This window comes from Mesorhizobium sp. WSM4822 (assembly GCF_055811155.1).
In genome coordinates, this window is record NZ_JBVVQM010000008.1 from 1 (window position 1) to 20,380 (window position 20,380).

Below are 20,380 nucleotides of genomic sequence, written 5' to 3' on the forward strand. Positions count from 1 at the left end.
CCCCCCCCCCCCCCCCCCCCCCCCCCCCCCCCCCCCCCCCCCCCCCCCCCCCCCCCCCCCCCCCCCCCCCCCCTCCCTCCCCCCCCCCCCCCCCCCCCCCCCCCCCCCCCCCCCCCCCCCCCCCCCCCCCCCCCCCCCCCCCCACGCCGAAATTTTGGCGACCGCCTTGCCGCCGCCCTGGACCTATATCGCCACGGCGCAAGCCTATGATGACGAGATGCATGAACGCATCGCGTTGCACCGATCGCGGCGCGGCGAAGGCTGGACGACCATCGACGCACCGCTCGATCTCGCCGGTACGCTTGCCGCCTTGCCGGAGGATCGGCCGGTGCTTGTCGACTGCCTGACGCTGTGGCTGACCAACCACATGCTGGCCGAACACGATTTCGAGCTGGAATGCCGGCGATTGACGGAGGTGCTGTCGCGGCCGCGCGGGCCCTGGTTCGTGGTGTCCAATGAGGTCGGCCAGGGTATCGTGCCGGACAATGCACTGGCGCGCCGGTTTCGCGATGCCGCCGGTCGGCTCAACCAGCAGGTCGCCGCCGTCGCCGACATGGTGCTGCTTATGGTGGCAGGGCTGCCGCTCAAGGTGAAATGACATGACCGACATCGACAATAGGGACGAAGAACGCCACCGCGCCAAGATGGCCAAGCGCAAGGCTGTGCAGGATGCCGAGGTGGCGAGCAAGACGGTCGAGAAGGGATTGCTGATCGTCAACACCGGTCCCGGCAAGGGCAAGACCACGGCTGCCTTCGGCCTGGCGCTGCGGATGCTCGGCTACGGCAAGCGCGTCGGCGTTGTCCAGTTCATCAAGGGCAAGTGGCACACCGGCGAGAAGGACGCCTTCGCCGCCTTCGGCGACCGCGTCGTCTGGCACGCGATGGGCGAGGGGTTCACCTGGGAAACGCAGGACCTGAAGCGCGACATCGCCGCCGCCGAAGCCGCCTGGGCCAAGGTGCTCGAACTGATGGCCGATCCGTCGATCAGCCTGCTGGTGCTCGACGAACTGAACATTGCGCTGCGCTACGACTATCTCGATCTCGACAAAGTGGTTGCGGCGTTGAAGGCGCGGCGTGAGGGCCTGCATGTCGTGGTCACCGGCCGCAACGCCAAGCCGGCGCTGGTTGAGGCCGCCGACCTCGTCACCGAAATGGGCGTGACCAAGCACCATTTTTCCGCAGGCGTGAAAGCGCAGCAGGGGATCGAGTTCTGAGCGTTTCTTACCCTCCCCACAAGGGGAGGGTGAAGTAGATCACGCCACGATGACAACGACCGAAACCAACCCGAACAGCGCGATCAGCAGATAGTCGGCGATGCGATAGAGTTTCAGCGCTCGCCTTATGTCGACGCTGTCGGCCTCGCGCCGCCCACCTTCGCCCATGAAGACGTCGTCCACGAGCACGCCGCCGTAGCTGCGCGGCCCGGCGAGCGCCAGGCCGAGCGCACCGGCCATCGCCGCTTCCGGCCAGCCGGCATTGGGTGAGCGGTGTTTTTTCGCGTCGCGCCACACCGCATGCCAGGCATTTTTCGCATCAGCGCCTTTGACGAAGAACGCCGCCAGCACGATCAGCAGCGCCGTCAGCCGCGACGCCGGCAGATTGATCCAGTCGTCGAAGCGCGCCGCCGCCCAGCCGAAGGCCTCGTGGCGCGGGGTGCGGTGGCCGATCATCGAATCGGCGGTGTTGGCGGCCTTGTAGGCGGCGCCGCCAGCCAGGCCGCCGACGCCGGTCCAGAAGGCAGGGGCGACGATGCCGTCGGAAAAATTCTCGGCCAGGCTCTCTATCGCCGCGCGGCAGACGCCGGCCCTGTCGAGCGTTTCAGGGTCGCGGCCGACGATCCGCGAAACGGCAAGGCGGGCCAAGGCGAGGCCGCCGGTGTCGAGGGCGTCAGCCACCGCCTCGACATGCTCATAGAGGCTCTTCTGCGACAGAAGCGATGTTGCCAGGAGGGCCGTGATGACCAGGCCCATGGGAACGAACCAGAACAGGATCTGTACGCCCAGGCCAATTATCGCCGGCACCAGCACGATGACCAGCAGCGCCTGGACACCACGCTTGCGACGCAGCGCGTCGGGATCAGTGGCGCGGTTGAGCCTGCGGTCGAGAAAGGATATCAGCCTGCCGAACCACGTCACCGGATGGCCGATGGCGCGAAACAGCCAATCGGGGTAACCGAGGGCGAATTCGACGGCCAATGACAGGAAAGCGATCAGGACTGACATGAAGCTTCTTAATGGGGCGGTTGTGGACCATGGTGGAAGTCTTGGCCGCGCGAGGGCGCTTTTCCCCAACGCCCTGCTGCCATTCGTCGACCTCTCGACCGGTATCAATCCGCACTCCTACCCGCTTTTCGACCTGCCCGCCACCTCGCTGTCGCGGTTGCCGGAAGCCGCGCGCACGCGTGAGCTGACAGAGATCGCTGCCAGTGCCTATGGGGCGCCGTCGCCAGCCAACATCGTGGCGGCACCGGGCACGCAGATCCTGTTGCCGCGCGTCGCCTCGCTGATTACCCCCGGAAGGGCGCTGGTGCTGGGTCCGACCTACGCCGAACATGCCCGCGCAGGAGTGATCGCCGGGCACGCGGTGACCGAGGTCGGCGATTTCGCTGACCTGGCGGACGCCGACCTTGCCATCATGGTCAATCCGAACAATCCGGATGGACGTGTCTTCGAGCGCGACCGGTTGCTGGCTCTGGCTGCCGGATTGCGCGCCAAGGGCGGGCTGCTGGTTGTCGACGAGGCGTTCATGGATGTTGGGCCGCGCGAGCATAGCCTCTGCGGCGATGTCGGCCAGGGCGGCGTCGTCGTGCTGCGCTCGTTCGGCAAGTTCTTTGGTCTAGCCGGCCTGCGGCTCGGTTTTGCACTTTCCGATGCTGTGACGGTCGAACGGCTGGAAACACAATTCGGGCCATGGGCCGTTGCCGGCCCGGCGCTGGAATACGGCATTCGCGCGCTTGCCGATATCGGCTGGCAGGACGCGATGCGGACGGCGCTGGCTGATGAATCGGCGCGGCTCGATGCGCTGTTCGGCCGCTTCGGTATTCCCGTTATGGGTGGCACCACGCTGTTCCGTTTTCTTCGCCTGCCGCATGCTGCCGATTTGTTTGCCGCGCTCGGCGGGCGCGGCATTCTGCTTCGCCATTTTGCCGATCGGCCTGACGTTCTGCGCGCCGGCCTGCCGGGGAGTGAGGCGGAATGGCAGCGGCTCGAGACCGTTCTTGCCGAATGGGCGTCGCGGCGCGAGCATCAATCGAAGGGTTCGAAACAATGATCCATGTCTGCTCGCTGGCAAAGATCGAGGAAACGGTGGCCAGGAGCGGCGCCGACCGCATGCTGTCGCTGCTTGCCGCCGGAACGGCGGTGGTCCGGCCGGCCTCGATATCGAAAGAAAATCATCTGCATCTGGTCATGCATGACATCGCGGCGGCGCAGGACGGCATGACCATGCCGGGCGAGGAGCATGTGCGCAATTTGCTCGATTTCGCGCGCCGCTGGGACCGGGCAAGGCCGATGCTCGTGCATTGTTATGCCGGCATCAGCCGCTCGACGGCTTCGGCCTATATCATCGCGGCCGCATTGGCGCCGAAGCGTGACGAGGCCGAGTTGGCGCGGACGCTGCGGGCGCTGTCGCCTTCGGCAACGCCCAATCCGCGACTGATCGCGGTGGCCGATGCGCTGCTTGATCGCAACGGCCGCATGATCGAGGCGATCGAATCGATCGGCCGCGGTGCGGATGCCTTTGAAGGGACGCCATTCGCGCTGAAGATCGACATGTAGGGCATGCTGCCCGAGTGCTATCTCATTCAAAATCCGTCATAGGAAGGGGCCACGTGCGCCCAGAAGGCTTCGTGCACCTTCGTGGAAGTCGTTTGATGGGGGCGCCTTCAATCGGAACCGGCGCAGCACGGGCTCTTCCGCCGCTTCCAATCTGAAATTGCCGCTTTCCAGCAGCCCGGCGATCCACTCGAGGAACTTGCCAAGGGATTCCGCAAGCACCGCCTTCACATCTTCGTCGCGCCCAAAGAGGATGACTTGGCCGACGCGACCGCTGGGCCAAGGATCGAAATCGAGACCGATATGATTGCCTGAGCCATCATGGGTCAGCGGTATCCAGCGCGGATTGATATAGGCCGGGTCAACCGCGTGTTCAGGCCACGCTCCTCCGGGAATTTCATAGCGATTGCCGCCGAAATCGACGAGCACATCGCCCCAGGCTTTCCATTGCGCCCCTGCCTGATGCAGCGGCAGCAGCGGAAGCCCATAGATAGGCCCCAACGGTCGTCGTTTTCGCCGTCGTGCCATCGGTATAGGGCGCGATAGGCGCGCGGCATCTTGAGGCCGATCAGGCGCTCGAACGTATCCAGTTGCGCGTCCGTGGCCAGCGGATTGAACACATATTTGTCTGGCGGCAGATGGGCAGCATACCAGGCATCAAGGCGCGCAAGCACCGGCGCGATATCTTCCTCCAGCAACGGCTTCGCCTGACCCGGCGGCCGTTTGGGATGGCTGGCTTCGGCCATGGGGGATTTTGTCCTGATTTGCCGCATTGCGCACATGGTAGGAAGCAGCCCCGCAAGGCTCAGGGCTCCAAAGATAGACGCACCGATCAGCACATTGCGCCTGCTCCGATCCATCACGGACATTCCGGCGCGATTGATCGGCGCCGCCATACAAGCCCCGAAGGCATCGCAGGTCTCGGCCCGGATTCGTTTGCCACCATTCAGACGAAGTCCGAGTTTGGCGGGCAACGGTTGTCTGTGATTACCTTCATAGCAGACACTTATCTCAACCAGTCCGCGAGCTTCGCCTTGCGCACATCCCGCAGCAGGCTGATGAAGCCGTCGGCCTGATATTCTGCCGTCAGCCGGCCCTTTTCCGCCGTCGCGATGCTGGCATCGCCGACGACGCCGTTCGGGTTGAGATCGCTAGCGATCCAGGCAAAGGCGTGGGTGCCGGTGTGGCGCAACAGCGAAAATTCCTTCTCGGCCTTGGCGACATTGGAAACGAAATTGTCTGATTTGCCCATGTCGACAAGGTCGGGTCGGAAATGCAGCATCAGCGAGGTCTCGACATCGCCGCCATGGATGCCGTGGCGGTCCTCGAGATCGGTGTACATGCCGGCCGGGCGGCCGAAGCGCTGCCAGCTGGTCTTTACCGCCAGCATTTTTTCGCGCACGCGCAATTCGCGCGTGACGATGCCCATGATCTCCTCGTTGCCGCCATGTGAGTTGACAACGATCAGCTTGCGCACGCCGGCGCGCGCGATCGACAGGCCAAGCTCGGTCCAGGCTTCAATCAGCGTGGTTGCCGGCAAAGTGAGGGTGCCCGGCGCGTGAAGATGCTCGTTCGACTTGCCCACCGCCTGGACCGGCAGGATGCGGATGTCGAGGTCGTCGGGCAGGCGCGAAATGACCGTGTCGAGCATGCCGTTCATGATCGAGGTGTCGGTCGATACCGGCAGATGCGGCCCATGCTGCTCGATCGCCGCCACCGGCAGCACGGCGATCGTCGCCTCCGGGTCGATCGAGGCGTATTCGGTGGTCCGGTAGTCGCCCCACCACACGCGTCTTTTGGCTACGGTCATGTCATGCCTCTTCAATGGTCAGGCAGACCTAGCGCGGCAAGCCCCGCCTGTCGATCACCCGGCCGCGATAGCCTCAACCTCGACTTTGAATTCGGGTCGGGCAAAGCCGGAGACGATCATCAGCGTCGAGGCCGGCGCGGGGCTGGAAAACAGCCGGTCGCGGACATCCATATAGGGCCGCAGATGCGCGCGGTCGGTGACATAGGCGTTGATACGGATGATGTCGCGTAGGCCCAGCCCGGCTTCGCCGAGGATCGCTTCGATGTTGCGGAAGCAGAGTTCGGCCTGCGCGCCGGCCTCTTCGGGAATCTGGTCGTCCGCGGTTATGGCAACCTGACCCGAGCACAGCACCAGCCGCTTTCCAGGCGGTACCTCGACCCCGTGGCTGTAGCGGGCAAAGGGCGGCTTGATCGACTTCGGGGTGAGGAATCTGAACATGGCAATCTCCTGGGTGCCGCCAGCCTAAAGCCGGACCCATTACACCTTCAAGATGGCGGTGCATGTTGCCCGGGCGATTGTGGACAGCCGTTCAAAAAATAGGCACGATGCCTTTCGTACAGCATGACCCGTCCGCGCTTGGCATGGCAACGTCTTTCAAGCGGGCGGCCCCGGCGCCAGACGCCGGTGGCATGTGTCTTGCTTCTTGAATCTTTGGTGTCGAGCCTGGCGCGTGGCGCGCCGGAGCAAACAGAGGGTGGTGTGGATGTACGGAAAACAGAAGATCTCGGTGGCGGCGGTGGCCCTGCTTGCAGCCAGCACGCTGGGTGCTGCTGCGAATGAGAAAGTCACCTTCGGCACCAACTGGTTGGCCCAGCCGGAGCATGGTGGATATTATCAGTCCGTGGCGGACGGCACCTACGCCGCCTGCGGCCTCGACGTCACCATCATGCAGGGCGGTCCGCAGGTCAGCGGCCGACCGCTGCTGCTGGCCGGCAAGATCGATTTCTACATGGGCGGCAATCTGCTGTCGGCTTTCGATGCCGTCCAGCAAGGCATTCCCATGCGCGTGGTGGCGGCGGACTTCCAGAAGGACCCGCAGGTCATCATGTCCCACCCCGGCGAAGGGCTCGACAAATGGGAGGACCTGAAGAACGCCGACCAGTACATATTGGGCGACGAGGGCGTGCAGACCTTCTTCCAGTGGATGGTCATCGAACTCGGCTTCGACGCTTCCAAGCGCGCGCCCTACACCTACAACACCGCTCCCTTCCTCGCCAACAAGAAGTCGATCCAGCAGGGCTACGTCACCTCGGAGCCGTTCGCGGTCAAGAAGGAAGGCGGCTTCGTGCCGAACCAGTTCCTGCTCGCCGACTATGGCTGGGACACCTATTCGACGACGATCGAGGTGATGCAGGATACGATCGACAAGAAGCCGGAGGTGGTCCAGTGCTTCGTCGATGGCTCGGCCAAGGGCTGGTACAAATATCTGTACGGCGACAACAAGGCCGCCAACGACATGATCAAGAAAGACAATCCCGATATGAGCGACGAGCAGATCGCGTTCTCGATCGAGCAGATGAAGAAGTTCGGCCTTGCCGATTCCGGCGACACCGAAAAGCTCGGCATCGGCGCCATGACCGACGAGCGGATCAAGAATTTCTACGACAAGATGGTCAAGGCCAAGGTCACGCCAGCCGGCATCGACATCAAGAAGGCCTACACGCTGACCTTCATCAACAAAGGCGTCGGGCTCGAGCTGAAGAAATAGGCCGGTCCCGGTATGATAAGGGAAAAGGTGGCGCCAGCGCCGGCCTCGGACGTTGCATCGACATTGCTGGCGCTGAGGGGCGTCGGCAAGGTGTTCTCCAACGGCGTGACGGCGCTGAGCGATGTCAATCTGACGATCCGGGAAGGCGATTTCCTCAGCCTGCTCGGGCCGTCGGGTTGCGGCAAGTCGACGGCGCTGCGGCTGATCGCCGGCCTGTCGACGCCGACCTCCGGCGTGCTCGAATGGCGCGGCGTCGGCTCAGCTGACCGCTCGAACATCGGCTTCGTCTTTCAGGAGCCGACGCTGCTGCCCTGGGCCAACGTTTTCGACAATGTCTGGCTGCCGCTTCGGCTGAAAGGCATTTCGCGCGCCAAAGCGACACCGGCGATCACGGAAATGCTGGCGCGGGTGCATCTGACCGGTTTCGAAGACGCGGTGCCGCGCGAACTGTCCGGCGGCATGAAGATGCGCGTCTCGATCGCACGCGCCATGGTGACCAAACCGCGCGTGCTGCTGATGGACGAGCCGTTCGCCGCACTCGACGAGATCACCCGCTTCAAGCTCAACAACGATCTGCTGGAACTGTGGCAGGACGAACGCTTCACCGTCGTCTTCGTCACCCACAGCGTCTTTGAAAGCGTGTTCCTGTCCAACCGCGTCGTCGTCATGGCGGCGCGGCCGGGCCGGGTGTTCGACGAACTCGCCATCGAGGCCTCCTATCCGCGCGACGAGGCGTTTCGCACCTCGCCCGACTATGCGGCGCTGTGCCGTCAGGCTTCCGACGTGCTGGTCAAGGCCATCAATTCAACAGCAGGCGCGCATCATGACGGCCATTGACGAGCGGGCGCTCGAACTCGACCCCGAGGAAGCGCGCCGCGTGCGCCAGGAGCGATTCGAACGGATCGGCCGCTGGGTGCTGCCGCTGGTGATCATGATCTTGGCGATCTGGCTGTGGGATCGCGTCTGCGTCTGGAACGAGATCCCGCAATACATCCTGCCGCGCCCGGGTGTGGTGCTGTGGACGCTCTACAACGATGCCGGCCTGCTGTTTTCCTCACTGCTGGTCACCTTGCGCATCACCTTCCTCAGCCTGGCTCTGGCCGTCATCGGCGGGGTCGGGCTGGCGGTGCTGTTTGCGCAATCGAAATGGGTGGAGATGTCGTTCTTCCCCTTCGCCATCGTGCTGCAGGTGACGCCGATCGTGGCGATCTTTCCGCTGATCAACATCTATGTGAACGACCAGACGACCAAGCTTCTGCTGTGCGCCTGGATCGTCGCCTTCTTTCCGATCCTGTCCAACACCACGCTCGGCCTCAACTCCGTCGACCGCAATCTGCGCGACATGTTCAAGCTCAATGGCGCGACGCGCTGGCAGCAATTGCGCTATCTCAGGCTGCCGGCCGCGATGCCCTATTTCCTCGGTGGGCTGAAGATCGCCGGAGGCCTGTCGCTGATCGGCGCCGTGGTGGCCGAGTTCGTCGCCGGCACCACCGGCCAGTCGTCCGGTCTTGCCTCACGCATCATCGAGGCCGGCTACCGGCTCAACGCGCCGCGGCTGTTCGCGGCGCTGTTCCTGATCTCGCTGACCGGCATTTTGATCTTCCTCGTGCTGTCGCTGATTTCGCATCTCATTTTGCGGCGCTGGCACGAAAGCGCACTGAAGCAGGAGCGCTAGGATGACTGAAAGGTTGGCGCGAAGCGCCCCCCTCTGTCCTGCCGGACATCTCCCCCTCAAGGGGGGAGATTGGCTGTTGTCACGACCTTCGCCAATCTCCAACGTTGAAAAAAAAGAGCCGGCGCGGACGCTGCCAATCTCCCCCCTTGAGGGGGAGATGTCCGGCAGGACAGAGGGGGGCAACGCTTGATACCAACCTTCGGCTCTTACCATCTCGCCAATGTTCGCCTTCATCGCTCACTGGCACCAGGCCTTTCCGCGCCCTTCGATGCTGACGGCTTCGGGCTTGCCGACATCGCTGTGGCCGACGGGAAGATTTCCAGCATCACCGCGCATGGCCGATCCGCCGATGCGATTGACCTCGCCGGCCGTATAATCCTGCCATGCTTCGTCGACTGCCACACGCATATCGACAAGGGCCATATCTGGCCGCGAAAGCCCAATCCTGACGGCACGTTCTTGGGCGCGTTGAATGCCGCCGGTGCCGATCGCGTGGCACGCTGGAGCGCCGAGGATTTGGCACGGCGGATGGATTTTTCACTGCGCTGCGCCTACGCGCATGGCACCAGGGCGCTGCGCACCCACATCGACAGCGTCGCGCCGCAGGAGGAAATCTCCTGGCCAGTGTTCGAGACGATGCGCGAGGCATGGCGCGGCCGTATCGAATTGCAGGGCGCCTGTTTGCTCGGCATCGAAGGCGTGCGCGACAAAAAGTGGTTCGACAGACTGGCAAAAAGGGTTGCCGCGGCAAAGGGCGTGCTCGGTGTCGTCACCTATATGGTGCCGGACCTCGAAGAACTGCTCGACCATGTCTTCGCGCAAGCCATCAAGCATGGCCTCGATCTCGATTTCCATGCCGACGAGACCGATGATATCTCCGCCATATCGCTGAAGAAGATCGCCGAGGCCGCTCTTTGGAACGGTTTCGAAGGAAAGATCCTCGTCGGCCATTGCTGCTCGCTGGCGCGCCAGCCGGACCTCGACGTGCTCGACACGCTGGACAAGGTGGCGAAAGCGGGGCTCGCCGTCGTCTCGCTGCCGATGTGCAATCTCTACCTGCAAGACCGCTCGGATCAGACCACGCCGCGCTGGCGCGGCGTGACGCTGCTGCACGAGATGAAGGCGAGGGGCATTCCGGTGGCGGTCGCTTCCGACAACACGCGTGATCCCTTCTATGCCTATGGCGATCTCGACATGCTGGAGGTCTACCGCATGGCGACGCGCATCCTGCATTTGGACCATCCGGTTGCCGACTGGCCGCAAGCGGTTACCGCGACGCCGGCTGATGTGATGAGACTCGACGGCTTCGGCACGCTGGCCAGCGGCGGCGATGCCGACTTCATCGTGTTCAAGGGCCGAAGCTGGACAGAATTGCTGTCGCGGCCCGAATCGGATCGCATCGTCGTGCGCGGCGGCAAGGCGATCGACCGGCAATTGCCGGACTACGCCGAACTCGACGAACTGATGGTGGAATGATGGATTTTTCGGCGCTCAAACGCGATCTCGAAGGCCTGAAGGTCGACGACAATCCGGCCATCGTCCAGCAGAAGAGCCGCGACTTCTACTGGTACAGCCCGGTGCTGAAGCAGCAGTTGGACCATGTCACCGGCGATTTGATCGTGACGCCGAAGAACGAGGCCGAACTGATCCGCGTGCTTGCCGCCTGTCACCGCCATGGCGTGCCGGTGACGCCGCGCGGCAGCGGCACCGGCAATTACGGCCAGGCGATGCCGCTCTCCGGCGGCGTCGTGCTCAACCTTGCCGAGATGAACGAGATCAAGTCGATCGCGCCAGGTCGCGTGGTGACCGGGCCGGGGGCCATCCTGGCCGATATCGACAAGGCAACGCGGGCGCATTCCGGGCAGGAACTCCGGCTGTCGCCTTCCACCTACAACACCGCTTCGATCGGCGGCTTCATCGCCGGCGGTTCGGGCGGCGTCGGCTCGATCAATTTCGGCGGGTTGCGCGATTTCGGCAATGTGCTGCGCCTGCGTGTGGTGACCATGGAGGCCGAACCGAAAGCGCTCGAACTCACCGGCGAGGATCTGCACAAGGTCACCCACGCCTATGGCACCAACGGCATCATATCGGAGGTCGAGATGCCGCTGACCGCGGCCTATGAATGGATCGACGTCATCGTCGGCTTCGACGCTTTCATGGATGTCGCCCGGTATGGCAATGCGCTGGCCTGCCAGGACGGTATTTTGACCAAGCTGATCACGCCGATAGCCGCACCCGTGCCGCAGCTCTATTTCAAGCGGCACCAGAAATTCCTGACGGAGGGGCAGAGCATCTGCGTCGTCATGGTGGCGCAACATGGGCTCGATGCTTTCCTGGCCTTCACCCGCCGTGCCGGCGGCGAGGTGATCTACAATGCGGTAACCGCGACGCCGGACGAGAAAAAGGGCCTGCCGCCGGCCTATGAATTGGCCTGGAACCATACGACGCTGAGGGCGCTGCGCGTTGATCCTTCGATTACCTATCTGCAGTCGCTCTATCCCTTTCCCAACCAGTTGGTGCTGGTCGAGAGGATGGACGCGATGTTTCCGGGCGAGGTTTTTTCGCATCTGGAATTCGTGCGGCTGGACGGCAACATCACCTGCTTTGGCCTGCCGCTGGTCAAGTTCACCACCGAAGCACGGCTCGACGAGATCGTGCGCCTGCATGAGGAGAATGGCTGCCCGATCTTCAACCCGCATCGCTACACGCTGGAAGAGGGCGGCATGAAGCAGACCGACGCGGTGCAGCTCGCTTTCAAGCGCGAGACCGATCCGCAAGGGCTGCTCAACCCCGGCAAGATGATCGCCTGGGAGAACCCGGACTATGACTACCGGTCGGGCCGGACATTCCTTTTCAAGGGGCTGCAGAGGGCAAGCTGATGACCAGCGTGTGGCGCTGCACCCCCCTCTGGCCTGCCGGCCATCTCCCCCTCAAGGGGGGAGATCAGACTGCCGCGCTGCTTTCGCTAACCATCAACGTCGCAGATAGGCAGCAACGCGGAAACCGCCAATCTACCCCCTTGAGGGGGAGATGCCCGGCAGGGCAGAGGGGGGTGCCTCGCGCTGACCTGCAGGATGTCCTCCGATGAACATCCTCGTCCTTTACGCCCATCCGGTCGAGACCAGCTTCAATGCCGGCCTGCACCGCATGATCGTAGAGCGGCTGACAGCGGCGGGCCATGCGGTGGACGACTGCGACCTCTACGCGGAGGATTTCGATCCGCGGATGACGCGCCAGGAAAGACTGGACTACCACAGCCAACGCGGCGCCGCTGACGCTGCCGCGCCTTATGTCGAACGCCTGCTGCGAGCCGATGCGCTGGTGCTTTCCTATCCGGTCTGGAACTATGGCTTTCCAGCGATCCTGAAAGGCTTTTTCGATCGCGTCTTCCTGCCCGGCGTGTCGTTCAAGCTGGTCGACGGCAAGGCGCAGCCGTCGCTGCACAACATACGCAAGGTTGCGGCGGTGACCACCTATGGGGGCAGCCGGTTCCGCGCCATGCTGATGGGCGATCCGCCACGCAAGCTGATCAAGCGCATGCTGCGCGCCACCGTAAAACCGGGCGCGCCGGTGAGCTACCTCGCGCACTACGCGATGAACCTGTCTACCGACCAAACGCGCAAGGCTTTCACGACCAAGGTCGCGGCCAGCATGGATGCCTTCTGATGCGCGCGCTGGTGGTCTACTGCCATCCGGTGCCGGACAGCTTCTGTGCGGCAATTCGCGACACCGCCGTGGACGTGCTGATGCGACGAGGCTGGGAGGTGCGGCTGCTCGACCTCTATGCCGAGAAATTCGATCCGGTGATGGGCTGCGACGAGCGGCGCTCCTACAATGACCAGGCGCCGCAGGACCCGGCGCTGAAGCCGCATTTCGAACTGCTCAACTGGGCCGAAGCGATCCTGTTCGTCTATCCGACCTGGTGGTACGGGCTGCCGGCGATGCTGAAGGGCTGGCTCGACCGGGTGTGGGCGACGGACGTCGCCTTCAAGCTGCCGGCAGGCAAGGGCCGGATCAAGTCGCTGATGACGCATGTAACCAAGGTCGGCGTCATCACCACTTGCGGCGCCCCGACCTGGTGGAGCGTCGTCGTTGGCCAGCCGGGACGCAAGACCCTGCTGCGCGGCATGCGAGCACTGTGCGCGACACGCTGCCGGACGTTTTTCCTGGCGCACTATTTGATGGATGCCTCGACGCCGGCGACGAGGGCGGCGTTTCTGGCGAAGGTGCGAGGGAAGTTGGAGCGGTTTTGAGCGGCACAACTTCCCTTCTCCCCTTGTGGGAGAAGGTGTCGCCGAAGGCGACGGATGAGGGGTGTTCCAGCGAAGTGAGACGTTGGCACTCCCTGGAACACCCCTCATCCGTCTCGGCGCTATCGCGCCGATCCACCTTCCCCCACAAGGGGGGAAGGTAAGAAGGCACTACATCCTCGTCCGCTCCGACTTCGGATCGTACATCGGCTTCAGCGACGCTTCCGCCGCAAAGCGCTCGCCGGCGATCTCGATTTCGTAGGTTGAGGCCAGCACGTCGGCCTCGCTCTCGCCCTCGCATGGCACATAGCCTAGCCCGACCGCGCCGCCGAGATGATGGCCGTAATTGCCTGAAGTGATCGGGCCGACGATCTTGCCGTCGCGCAGGATCGCTTCGTTGTGGAAGAGCAGGGGCTCTGGATCCTTCAGCCGGAACTGGACCAGTCGGCGGTTCAATCCAGCTTCCTTCTTGCGCAGCACGGCATCGCGGCCGATGAAGTCGCCCTTGGCGGTTTTCACCGCGAAGCCGAGGCCGGCTTCCAGCACATTGTCCTCGTCGGTGATGTCGTGGCCGAAATGCCTGAAGGCCTTTTCGATGCGGCAGGAATCCAGCGTGTGCAGGCCGCAGAGTTTCAGGCCGACATCCGCACCTGCCTCCTCGATCGCCTCGAAGACATGGGCCGCCTGATCGGTCGAGACATAGAGTTCCCAGCCGAGTTCGCCGACATAGGTGACGCGATGGGCGCGGGCCAGGCCCATGCCGATCTCGATCTCCTGGAACGTGCCGAAGGGATTTTTCTCATTGGAAAAATCGTTGGGGCTGACCTTCTGGATCAGCTTTCTCGCGTCCGGGCCCATCAGGCAGAGCACGCTTTCGGCCGCCGTCACGTCGGTTATGACGACTATTTCGTCGTAATCACCGACGTGCTTGCGCAGCCAAGCCAGGTCGCGCTGCAGCGTGGCGCCTGGGACGACGAGGAAGTAGGCGGTTTCCGACAACCGCGAGACGGTCAGGTCGCTCTCGATGCCGCCGCGCTTGTTGAGCATCTGGGTGTAGACGATCTTGCCCGGCGCGACGTCCATGTCGTTGGCGCATAGTCTTTGCAGGAAGGCACAGGCGTCGCGGCCCTCGACGCGGATTTTGCCGAACGAGGTCATGTCGAACAGGCCGACGCCATTCCTGACCGCGAGATGTTCTTCGCGCTGGTTGTCGAACCAGTTCTGGCGCTTCCAGGAATAGCGGTATTCGCGCTCCTGGCCCTCGCGTGCGAACCAGTTGGCGCGCTCCCAGCCGGCGACTTCGCCGAACACGGCGCCGCGCGCCTTCAGATGCTCGTGCAGCGGCGAACGCCTGACATTGCGCGACGTCGCCATCTGCCGATAGGGGAAATGGTCGGCATAGAGCAGGCCGAGCGTTTCGGAGACGCGCTCCTTCAAATAGCGGCGGTTCTTCTGGAACGGCTGTGCGCGGCGGATGTCGACTTCCCACAGGTCGAAGGGGGCTTCGCCGTCATTGATCCACTGCGCCAGCGCCATGCCGGCGCCTCCGGAGGAGACGATGCCGATCGAATTGTAGCCGGTCGCCATCCAGTAGCCGGCCAGTTCCGGCGCCTCGCCGAGATAGTAGCGGTCGTCGGGCGTAAAACTCTCAGGACCATTGAAGAAGGTGTGGATGCCGGCGGTCGCCAGCATCGGCATGCGGTTAACGCCCATTTCGAGGATCGGCTCGAAATGCTCCATGTCCTCAGGCAGTTGGTCGAAGCAGAAATCCTCGCTTATGCCGTCCATGCCCCACGGCTTGGCCACCGGCTCGAAGGCGCCCAGCATCATCTTGCCGGCGTCTTCCTTGTAGTAGGCGCACTCATCGGGCACGCGCAGCACCGGCAGACGGGTGAGGCCGGGGATCGGTTCGGTGACGAGGTAAAAATGCTCGCAGGCGTGCAGCGGTATGGTGACGCCGTTCTGCGCTCCCAGTTCGCGGGCCCACATGCCGGCGCAGTTGACGACGATGTCGGCCTCGATCGTGCCTTGCTCTTCGCCTTGCGCCCAGGACACGCCGGTGACGCGGCCGGCCTTGCTGTGGACCTTGGTGACCTTGACATTCTCGACGATGGTGGCGCCGCGCTGGCGCGCGCCCTTGGCCAGGGCCATGGCGATATTGGCGGGGTCGCACTGGCCGTCGAGCGGCAGATGCACGGCGCCGACGACATCGGAAACATTGAGATGCGGGTACATCTCGCTGACTTCCCTGGGCGAAATCTCGCGGACATCGACATCGAAGGCACGCGCCAGCGACGCTTGCCTGTAGATCTCGTGCTTGCGCTCCTCGGTCAGCGCCACGGTGATCGAACCGACCTGGCGCATGCCGGTGCCGACCTCGGTCTCGGCTTCCAGCTTGACGTAGAGGTCGGCGGAATATTTCGCCAGCCGCGTCATGTTCTGCGAGCCGCGCAGCTGGCCGATCAGGCCGGCGGCATGCCATGTCGTGCCCGACGTCAGCTGTTTGCGTTCGAGAAGCACGATATCGGTCCAGCCAAGCTTGGCCAGGTGATAGGCGACCGAACAGCCGGAAACGCCGCCGCCGATGATGACCGCCCTTGCTTTGGCGGGAACTGCCTTGGCGGTCATGCTGCCTCGCGACGGTAGCTGGAAGCAAAGCGGCGCAGACGAAGTGCAGCTTCCTGCAGCACCGGTTCGGGCTGGCAGAGACTGATTCGAATGTGGCCGGCGGCGGCCTCGCCGAAGCTGGAGCCGGGCATGACGCCGACCTTTTCCTTGTCGAGCAGGGCCCAGGCGAATTTCTCATCGTCTGGTTCGACGGCCGAGATGTCGAGCATGACATACATGCCGCCCTCCGAACCGCGCACGGTCACGTCGTTCATGCCCCGCACGGCGTCGAGCAAGACGGTGCGGCGTGCCGCGTAACGTTCGGCGATCTCCTTGACGCCGTAACGGTTCTCCAGCGCCTCGGAACAGGCGATCGAGATGAAGGCCGGCAGGCCGTAGGTCGTCACCAGATTGAGATTGATCATGAGCGTGATCATCTCCTCCGGTCCCGTCAGCCAGCCCATGCGCCAGCCGGTCATGCCGTGGCTCTTGGACATCGAATTGATGACCAGCGTACGCTCGGCCATCCCTGGCAGCGAGCGCGGCGAGACGTGCTCGCCGCCGCCGAGCGTCCAGTAGACTTCGTCCGACAGCAGCCAGAGGTCGTGCTCCCGGCAGACTTCTGCCAGTTGCTCCAGCCGCTCGCGCGAATAGACCGCACCTGTCGGATTGTTCGGCGTGTTGATCAGGATGGCGCGCGTGTTCGGCCGGATTGCCGCGCGGATCATGTCGGCACGTGGCTGGAAGCCATCCTCGGCCGGTGTCTCGACGACGGTGAAATCAGCGCCTGCGGCGCTGAACGTGTTGGGATAGGTGGCATAATAGGGCGCCACGACGATGGCGTGGTCGCCCTGGTCGAGCACGCCCTGCACGGCCGCGTAGAGTGCGGCCTGGCCGCCCGGCGTGGCGATGACCTGATCCGGCGACGTCTCGACGCCGGTGCAAGCGCTCGAGGCCGCCGCCATCGCCTTGCGCAGGCGCGGCAGGCCGGGAAGCGGGGTGTAGTGATGATTGCTGCCGCGAACCGCGGTCACACAGGCTTCGATCGTCTGCGAAGGCGTATCGAAATCATGGTCGCCGACCGACAGCATGATGATGTCTTCGCCGGCCTCCTTGCGCGTCCAGGCGGCGAAATGGACTTCCCAGCCGTCCTTGCCCGAAGGCACGATGCCGGAAATGCGCGATGATGGTCTAGGCATGCAAAACTCCCGAAATTTCGTAGCCGGCCTGTTCGAGCCGGTCGCGCAGAGCGGCGATGTGCGGAGGTCCGACTTCGCAGCAGCCGCCAACGATGCTTGCCCCAGCCTCGACCCAGCCGATCGCCTGGTCGGCATATGCATCCGGGCCAAGGTCGTGACGGGCGTGCAGCACATCGACGGTGCCGCCGTGCTTGAGCGCTTCGGTTGACGTGAAACCGTTGGCGTAGGCGCCGACCGGGCCGCCGAGGCCGATCAGTTCAGGCAAAGCCGCGGCGATTGCTTCCGGCCGGCAGCAATTGACCAGCCGCGCGGCGACTGCCAGGCCGTCGAGCGCGCTTGCCGCGGTGGCTATTGCTTCGCCGCTGCGCAGCCGCGGCTTGCCGTGGTCGGCCAGCGTCCACGACACCCATACCGGCTTGCCGCTTTCCGATGCCGCGGTGACCGCCGCGCGGGCTTCGTCCGCCGACGCCATGGTTTCACACAGGAACAGGTCGACGCCATCGGCCTGCTCGGCAACGATGCGGCGGTAAATATCGAGCGTGTCCTCGAAGGAAATGGTCAGTGCCGGTGCATAGCTGCCGAAAAGCGGCGACAGGCAACCGGCGATGGCTGCATCGCCGGCCTCGTCGCGGGCCTGCCTGGCCAATTCGATGCCGCGCTTCTGCAATGGCTTGAAGAGGTCTTGCGCACCTTCACGCGCCAGGCGTTCGGGCGTTGCCGAATAGGTGTTGATGGTGATCACGCGGGCGCCGGCGCGGATGAATTCCGCGTGCAGGTCGCGCACCAGATCCGGTTCGTCGATCAGCACCCCGGCCGACCAAAGCGGTGTCGGCTCGGATTTGCTGCGACGGACCAGTTCCTGGCCCATGCCGCCATCGGTGAGGATGATTTTCTTCATGCGCGCAGCCTTTCGTTCTTCGGATCCCACAACGGTTCATCCTTCTGCACGATCGCCTGAAAGCGGTCACCGAAGATTTCGACCTCGACTGATGTGCCTGGCTCGGCCAGATCGGCGCGCAGCATGCCGAGCGCGATCGATTTGTCGACCCGGTGGCCCCAGCCGCCGGACGTCGTCTCGCCGACGATCTTGCCGTCATGCCACAGCGTCGACACCGAAGGGGCGTCGCAGTCGCCCGGGTTCTCTATAACCAGCGTGACGAAGCGCTTCTTCACGCCTTGCTGCTTTTCGTTCTGGAGTGCAGCCTTGCCACGGAAATCGGGCTTGTCCCATTTGACGAAGCGCTCCAGCCCGCCCTGCAGGATCGAATAGTCGGTCGACAGGTCGCCCTTCCAGGTGCGGTAGCCTTTTTCAAGCCTGAGCGAATCCAACGCATACATGCCGAATGGCTTCAGCCCATGTTGCTGGCCTGCCGCGCAGACGGCGTCGAAGATGGCTGATGTGTCGTCCACCCTGGTGTGGATTTCCCAGCCGAGTTCGCCGGCGAAGGAGACGCGCACGAGTTTGGCCCAGCGACCGGCGATCTTGGTTTCCTGATGCGTCAGCCATGGCAAAGTGAGGTCGGCTTCGCAGACATCGGCGAGGATTTTCCGCGAGTTGGGGCCGGCCAGGATCTGGGTCGAGAATTCCTCGGTCCGGTCGATCAGCCTGAACGGCGCATCCTTGGGCATGCGCGACTTCAGCCATTCGAAATCGTGCCACTGCGCGACCGCCGCGGTGATCAGCGTCATCAGGTTGTCGTCGTGGCGCACCACGGACATTTCGGTGACGATGCGGCCCTTGTCGTCGGCGAAATAGACGAGACCGAGGCGGCCGGGCTTCGGCACCAGGCCGGTGACCTGCAGGCTCAGCCATTCGGCGGCACCGGGACCGTCGAGGTTGAAGCGCGAGAAGCCCGGCAGGTCCAAAATGCCGGCGGCGTCGCGCACGGCCAGGCATTCCTCGCGCACGCGATGATGCCACGGTCCGTCGCGGCGGAAGGTCAGCGTGGCTTCCTCGGAAATGTCATCGCCGTCTTGTGCGTACCAGGTGGCCCGCTCCCAGCCATTATAGGCGTCGAAGCGGCCGCCGAGCGCCTTGATGCGATCATGGATCGGCGACAGCTTGCGGTCGCGGCCTTCCGGCCAGGCATGGCGCGGGAACTGGATGGCATACTCGTTGCCGTAGATCTCCATGCCCTTGGCGACGCAATAGTCCGGCGCCGAGGCAAAGGAGGTGAAGCGGCGCGGGTCGCACGACCACATATCCCATTCGGTCTGGCCCTCTGTCACCCATTCGGCCAGCACCTTGCCGGCGCCGCCACCCTGGGCAATGCCGAAGGTGAAGACGCAGGCCTCGAAGGCATTGGGAACGCCGGGCATCGGGCCGATCAGCGGATTGCCGTCCGGCGTGTAGGGGATCGGCCCGTTGATGACCTTGGACAGGCCGGCGGTGCCAAGGATCGGCACGCGGGCGACGGCATCGGCCAGATAATGTTCCAGCCGGTCGAGGTCGTCGGGGAACAATTGAAAGGAAAAATCCTCCGGCATCGGGTCGTTGTGGGTGGCCCAATGCGCGCGGCAATTGCGCTCATAGGGGCCGAGATTCATGCCGTTCTTCTCCTGGCGCAGATAGTAGGAGGTGTCGACGTCGCGCAGCAGCGGCAGTTTCTTGCCGTGTTCCTTCGACCATGCCGCCAGCTCGGGGATCTCCTCGAACAAAATGTACTGATGGCTCATCACCATCATCGGCACGTCGCGGCCGAACATCCGGCCGACTTCGGCGGCGCGGTAGCCGGCAGCATTGACGACGATCTCGCAGCGGATCTCACCTTCCGCCGTCTCGACCACCCACTCGTCGTTCTCGCGGCGCACGCCTGTGACCGGGCAGAAGCGGATGATCTTCGCGCCCATGTCGCGCGCGCCCTTGGCCAGCGCCTGGGTGAGCTGCGCCGGATCGATGTCGCCGTCGCTCGGGTCGTAGAGCGCGCCTTTCAAATCATGCGTCTCGATGAAGGGATAGCGGCGCTGGATCTCGTCGACGCCGACGATGTCGATGTCCATACCCTGGTAGCGGCCCATGCCCTTGGCGCGCTGAAATTCCTGCATGCGCTCTTTCGTGTGGGCAAGGCGCAGCGAGCCGGTGACGTGATAGTTCATGGGATAGTCGACCGCGTCGGCCAGCCCGCGATAAAGCTCGGTCGAATAGCGCTGCATGTTCATCAGCGACCAGGACGAGGAGAAAGTCGGCACGTTGCCGGCGGCATGCCAGGTCGAGCCCGAAGTCAGCTCGTTCTTTTCCAAGAGCACGCAGTCGGTCCAGCCCGCCTGGGCGAGATGGTAGAGCGCGGAAGTGCCGACGGCACCGCCTCCGATGATCACCACGCGCGCCGTGCTCGGCAAACCCGCCATGTTCTTCTCC

At 63.9% G+C, this 20,380-nt stretch carries 19 protein-coding genes; 11 read left to right on the top strand and 8 right to left on the bottom strand.

The annotated features are described in order from the left end of the window. The first annotated feature begins 151 nt into the window (after nt 1-151). Nucleotides 152-598: a bifunctional adenosylcobinamide kinase/adenosylcobinamide-phosphate guanylyltransferase gene (gene cobU / locus AC0L3E_RS18900; protein ID WP_473605502.1), complete on the top strand. Its 447-nt coding sequence runs from the start codon at nt 152-154 to the stop codon at nt 596-598. Between the two features lies 1 nt (nt 599). Then, entirely contained in the window at nt 600-1,214 is a 615-nt protein-coding gene (cobO, locus tag AC0L3E_RS18905; RefSeq protein ID WP_128309159.1) for a cob(I)yrinic acid a,c-diamide adenosyltransferase, read from the top strand. 39 nt (nt 1,215-1,253) lie between these two features. Here the strand turns inward: cobO and cbiB are convergent, their stop codons facing one another. Beyond that, entirely contained in the window at nt 1,254-2,222 is a 969-nt protein-coding gene (cbiB, locus tag AC0L3E_RS18910) for an adenosylcobinamide-phosphate synthase CbiB (RefSeq protein ID WP_128309160.1), read from the bottom strand. On the opposite strand from cbiB, the gene cobD reads away from it, so the two are divergent. Continuing rightward, nucleotides 2,221-3,270, top strand: a complete 1,050-nt coding sequence (gene cobD / locus AC0L3E_RS18915) for a threonine-phosphate decarboxylase CobD (protein WP_473605356.1) — start codon at nt 2,221-2,223, stop codon at nt 3,268-3,270. The genes cbiB and cobD overlap by 2 nt on opposite strands. After that, nucleotides 3,267-3,776: a tyrosine phosphatase family protein gene (locus AC0L3E_RS18920; RefSeq protein ID WP_128309162.1), complete on the top strand. Its 510-nt coding sequence runs from the start codon at nt 3,267-3,269 to the stop codon at nt 3,774-3,776. Before cobD ends, AC0L3E_RS18920 begins: the two co-directional genes overlap by 4 nt. 36 nt (nt 3,777-3,812) lie before the next feature. Here the strand turns inward: AC0L3E_RS18920 and AC0L3E_RS18925 are convergent, their stop codons facing one another. From AC0L3E_RS18925 to AC0L3E_RS18935, 3 genes are all read right to left on the bottom strand, one after another. Continuing rightward, on the bottom strand, nt 3,813-4,202 hold the full coding sequence (locus tag AC0L3E_RS18925) for an SMI1/KNR4 family protein (protein ID WP_368773604.1): 390 nt from the start codon (nt 4,200-4,202) through the stop codon (nt 3,813-3,815). Nucleotides 4,203-4,779: 577 nt separating this feature from the next. Next, nucleotides 4,780-5,583 (bottom strand): creatininase family protein, encoded by an 804-nt coding sequence (locus AC0L3E_RS18930; protein WP_473605357.1) that lies wholly within the window; start codon nt 5,581-5,583, stop codon nt 4,780-4,782. A gap of 54 nt (nt 5,584-5,637) precedes the next feature. Continuing rightward, entirely contained in the window at nt 5,638-6,021 is a 384-nt protein-coding gene (locus tag AC0L3E_RS18935) for a RidA family protein (RefSeq protein WP_127271694.1), read from the bottom strand. Between the two features lie 265 nt (nt 6,022-6,286). On the opposite strand from AC0L3E_RS18935, the gene AC0L3E_RS18940 reads away from it, so the two are divergent. The 7 genes from AC0L3E_RS18940 (at nt 6,287) to AC0L3E_RS18970 (ending at nt 13,219) form a co-directional block, all read left to right on the top strand. Then, entirely contained in the window at nt 6,287-7,291 is a 1,005-nt protein-coding gene (locus AC0L3E_RS18940) for an ABC transporter substrate-binding protein (protein WP_127272561.1), read from the top strand. A 12-nt stretch (nt 7,292-7,303) separates the two neighbouring features. Continuing rightward, nucleotides 7,304-8,128 (top strand): ABC transporter ATP-binding protein, encoded by an 825-nt coding sequence (locus AC0L3E_RS18945; RefSeq protein WP_128309165.1) that lies wholly within the window; start codon nt 7,304-7,306, stop codon nt 8,126-8,128. Then, on the top strand, nt 8,115-8,966 hold the full coding sequence (locus AC0L3E_RS18950; RefSeq protein WP_128309166.1) for an ABC transporter permease: 852 nt from the start codon (nt 8,115-8,117) through the stop codon (nt 8,964-8,966). Before AC0L3E_RS18945 ends, AC0L3E_RS18950 begins: the two co-directional genes overlap by 14 nt. 186 nt (nt 8,967-9,152) lie before the next feature. After that, a complete protein-coding gene (locus AC0L3E_RS18955) occupies nt 9,153-10,442 on the top strand; it encodes a cytosine deaminase (RefSeq protein ID WP_128309829.1) in 1,290 nt (429 codons plus the stop codon). Continuing rightward, a complete protein-coding gene (locus tag AC0L3E_RS18960; RefSeq protein WP_128309830.1) occupies nt 10,442-11,845 on the top strand; it encodes an FAD-binding oxidoreductase in 1,404 nt (467 codons plus the stop codon). The genes AC0L3E_RS18955 and AC0L3E_RS18960 overlap by 1 nt, the downstream gene beginning before the upstream one ends. 205 nt (nt 11,846-12,050) lie before the next feature. After that, nucleotides 12,051-12,632, top strand: a complete 582-nt coding sequence (locus tag AC0L3E_RS18965) for an NAD(P)H-dependent oxidoreductase (protein ID WP_473605358.1) — start codon at nt 12,051-12,053, stop codon at nt 12,630-12,632. Further along, nucleotides 12,632-13,219, top strand: a complete 588-nt coding sequence (locus tag AC0L3E_RS18970; RefSeq protein WP_128309827.1) for an NAD(P)H-dependent oxidoreductase — start codon at nt 12,632-12,634, stop codon at nt 13,217-13,219. Before AC0L3E_RS18965 ends, AC0L3E_RS18970 begins: the two co-directional genes overlap by 1 nt. Nucleotides 13,220-13,387: 168 nt before the next feature. Here AC0L3E_RS18970 and AC0L3E_RS18975 read toward each other — a convergent pair whose 3' ends face one another. From AC0L3E_RS18975 to AC0L3E_RS18990, 4 genes are read right to left on the bottom strand one after another with little or no spacing between them, the layout of a single operon-like run. Then, the gene (locus AC0L3E_RS18975) at nt 13,388-15,844 is read right to left on the bottom strand and encodes a GcvT family protein (protein WP_473605359.1); all 2,457 of its coding nucleotides are present in this window, start codon (nt 15,842-15,844) and stop codon (nt 13,388-13,390) included. After that, complete coding sequence (locus tag AC0L3E_RS18980) at nt 15,841-17,022, bottom strand: pyridoxal phosphate-dependent aminotransferase (protein WP_027034771.1); 1,182 nt, start codon at nt 17,020-17,022, stop codon at nt 15,841-15,843. Before AC0L3E_RS18980 ends, AC0L3E_RS18975 begins: the two co-directional genes overlap by 4 nt. Continuing rightward, on the bottom strand, nt 17,015-17,920 hold the full coding sequence (locus AC0L3E_RS18985; RefSeq protein WP_473605360.1) for a homocysteine S-methyltransferase family protein: 906 nt from the start codon (nt 17,918-17,920) through the stop codon (nt 17,015-17,017). Before AC0L3E_RS18985 ends, AC0L3E_RS18980 begins: the two co-directional genes overlap by 8 nt. After that, nucleotides 17,917-20,370, bottom strand: coding sequence for a GcvT family protein (locus AC0L3E_RS18990; RefSeq protein WP_128309352.1), 2,454 nt, complete (start codon nt 20,368-20,370; stop codon nt 17,917-17,919). The genes AC0L3E_RS18985 and AC0L3E_RS18990 overlap by 4 nt, the downstream gene beginning before the upstream one ends. Between the last annotated feature and the right edge of the window lie 10 nt (nt 20,371-20,380).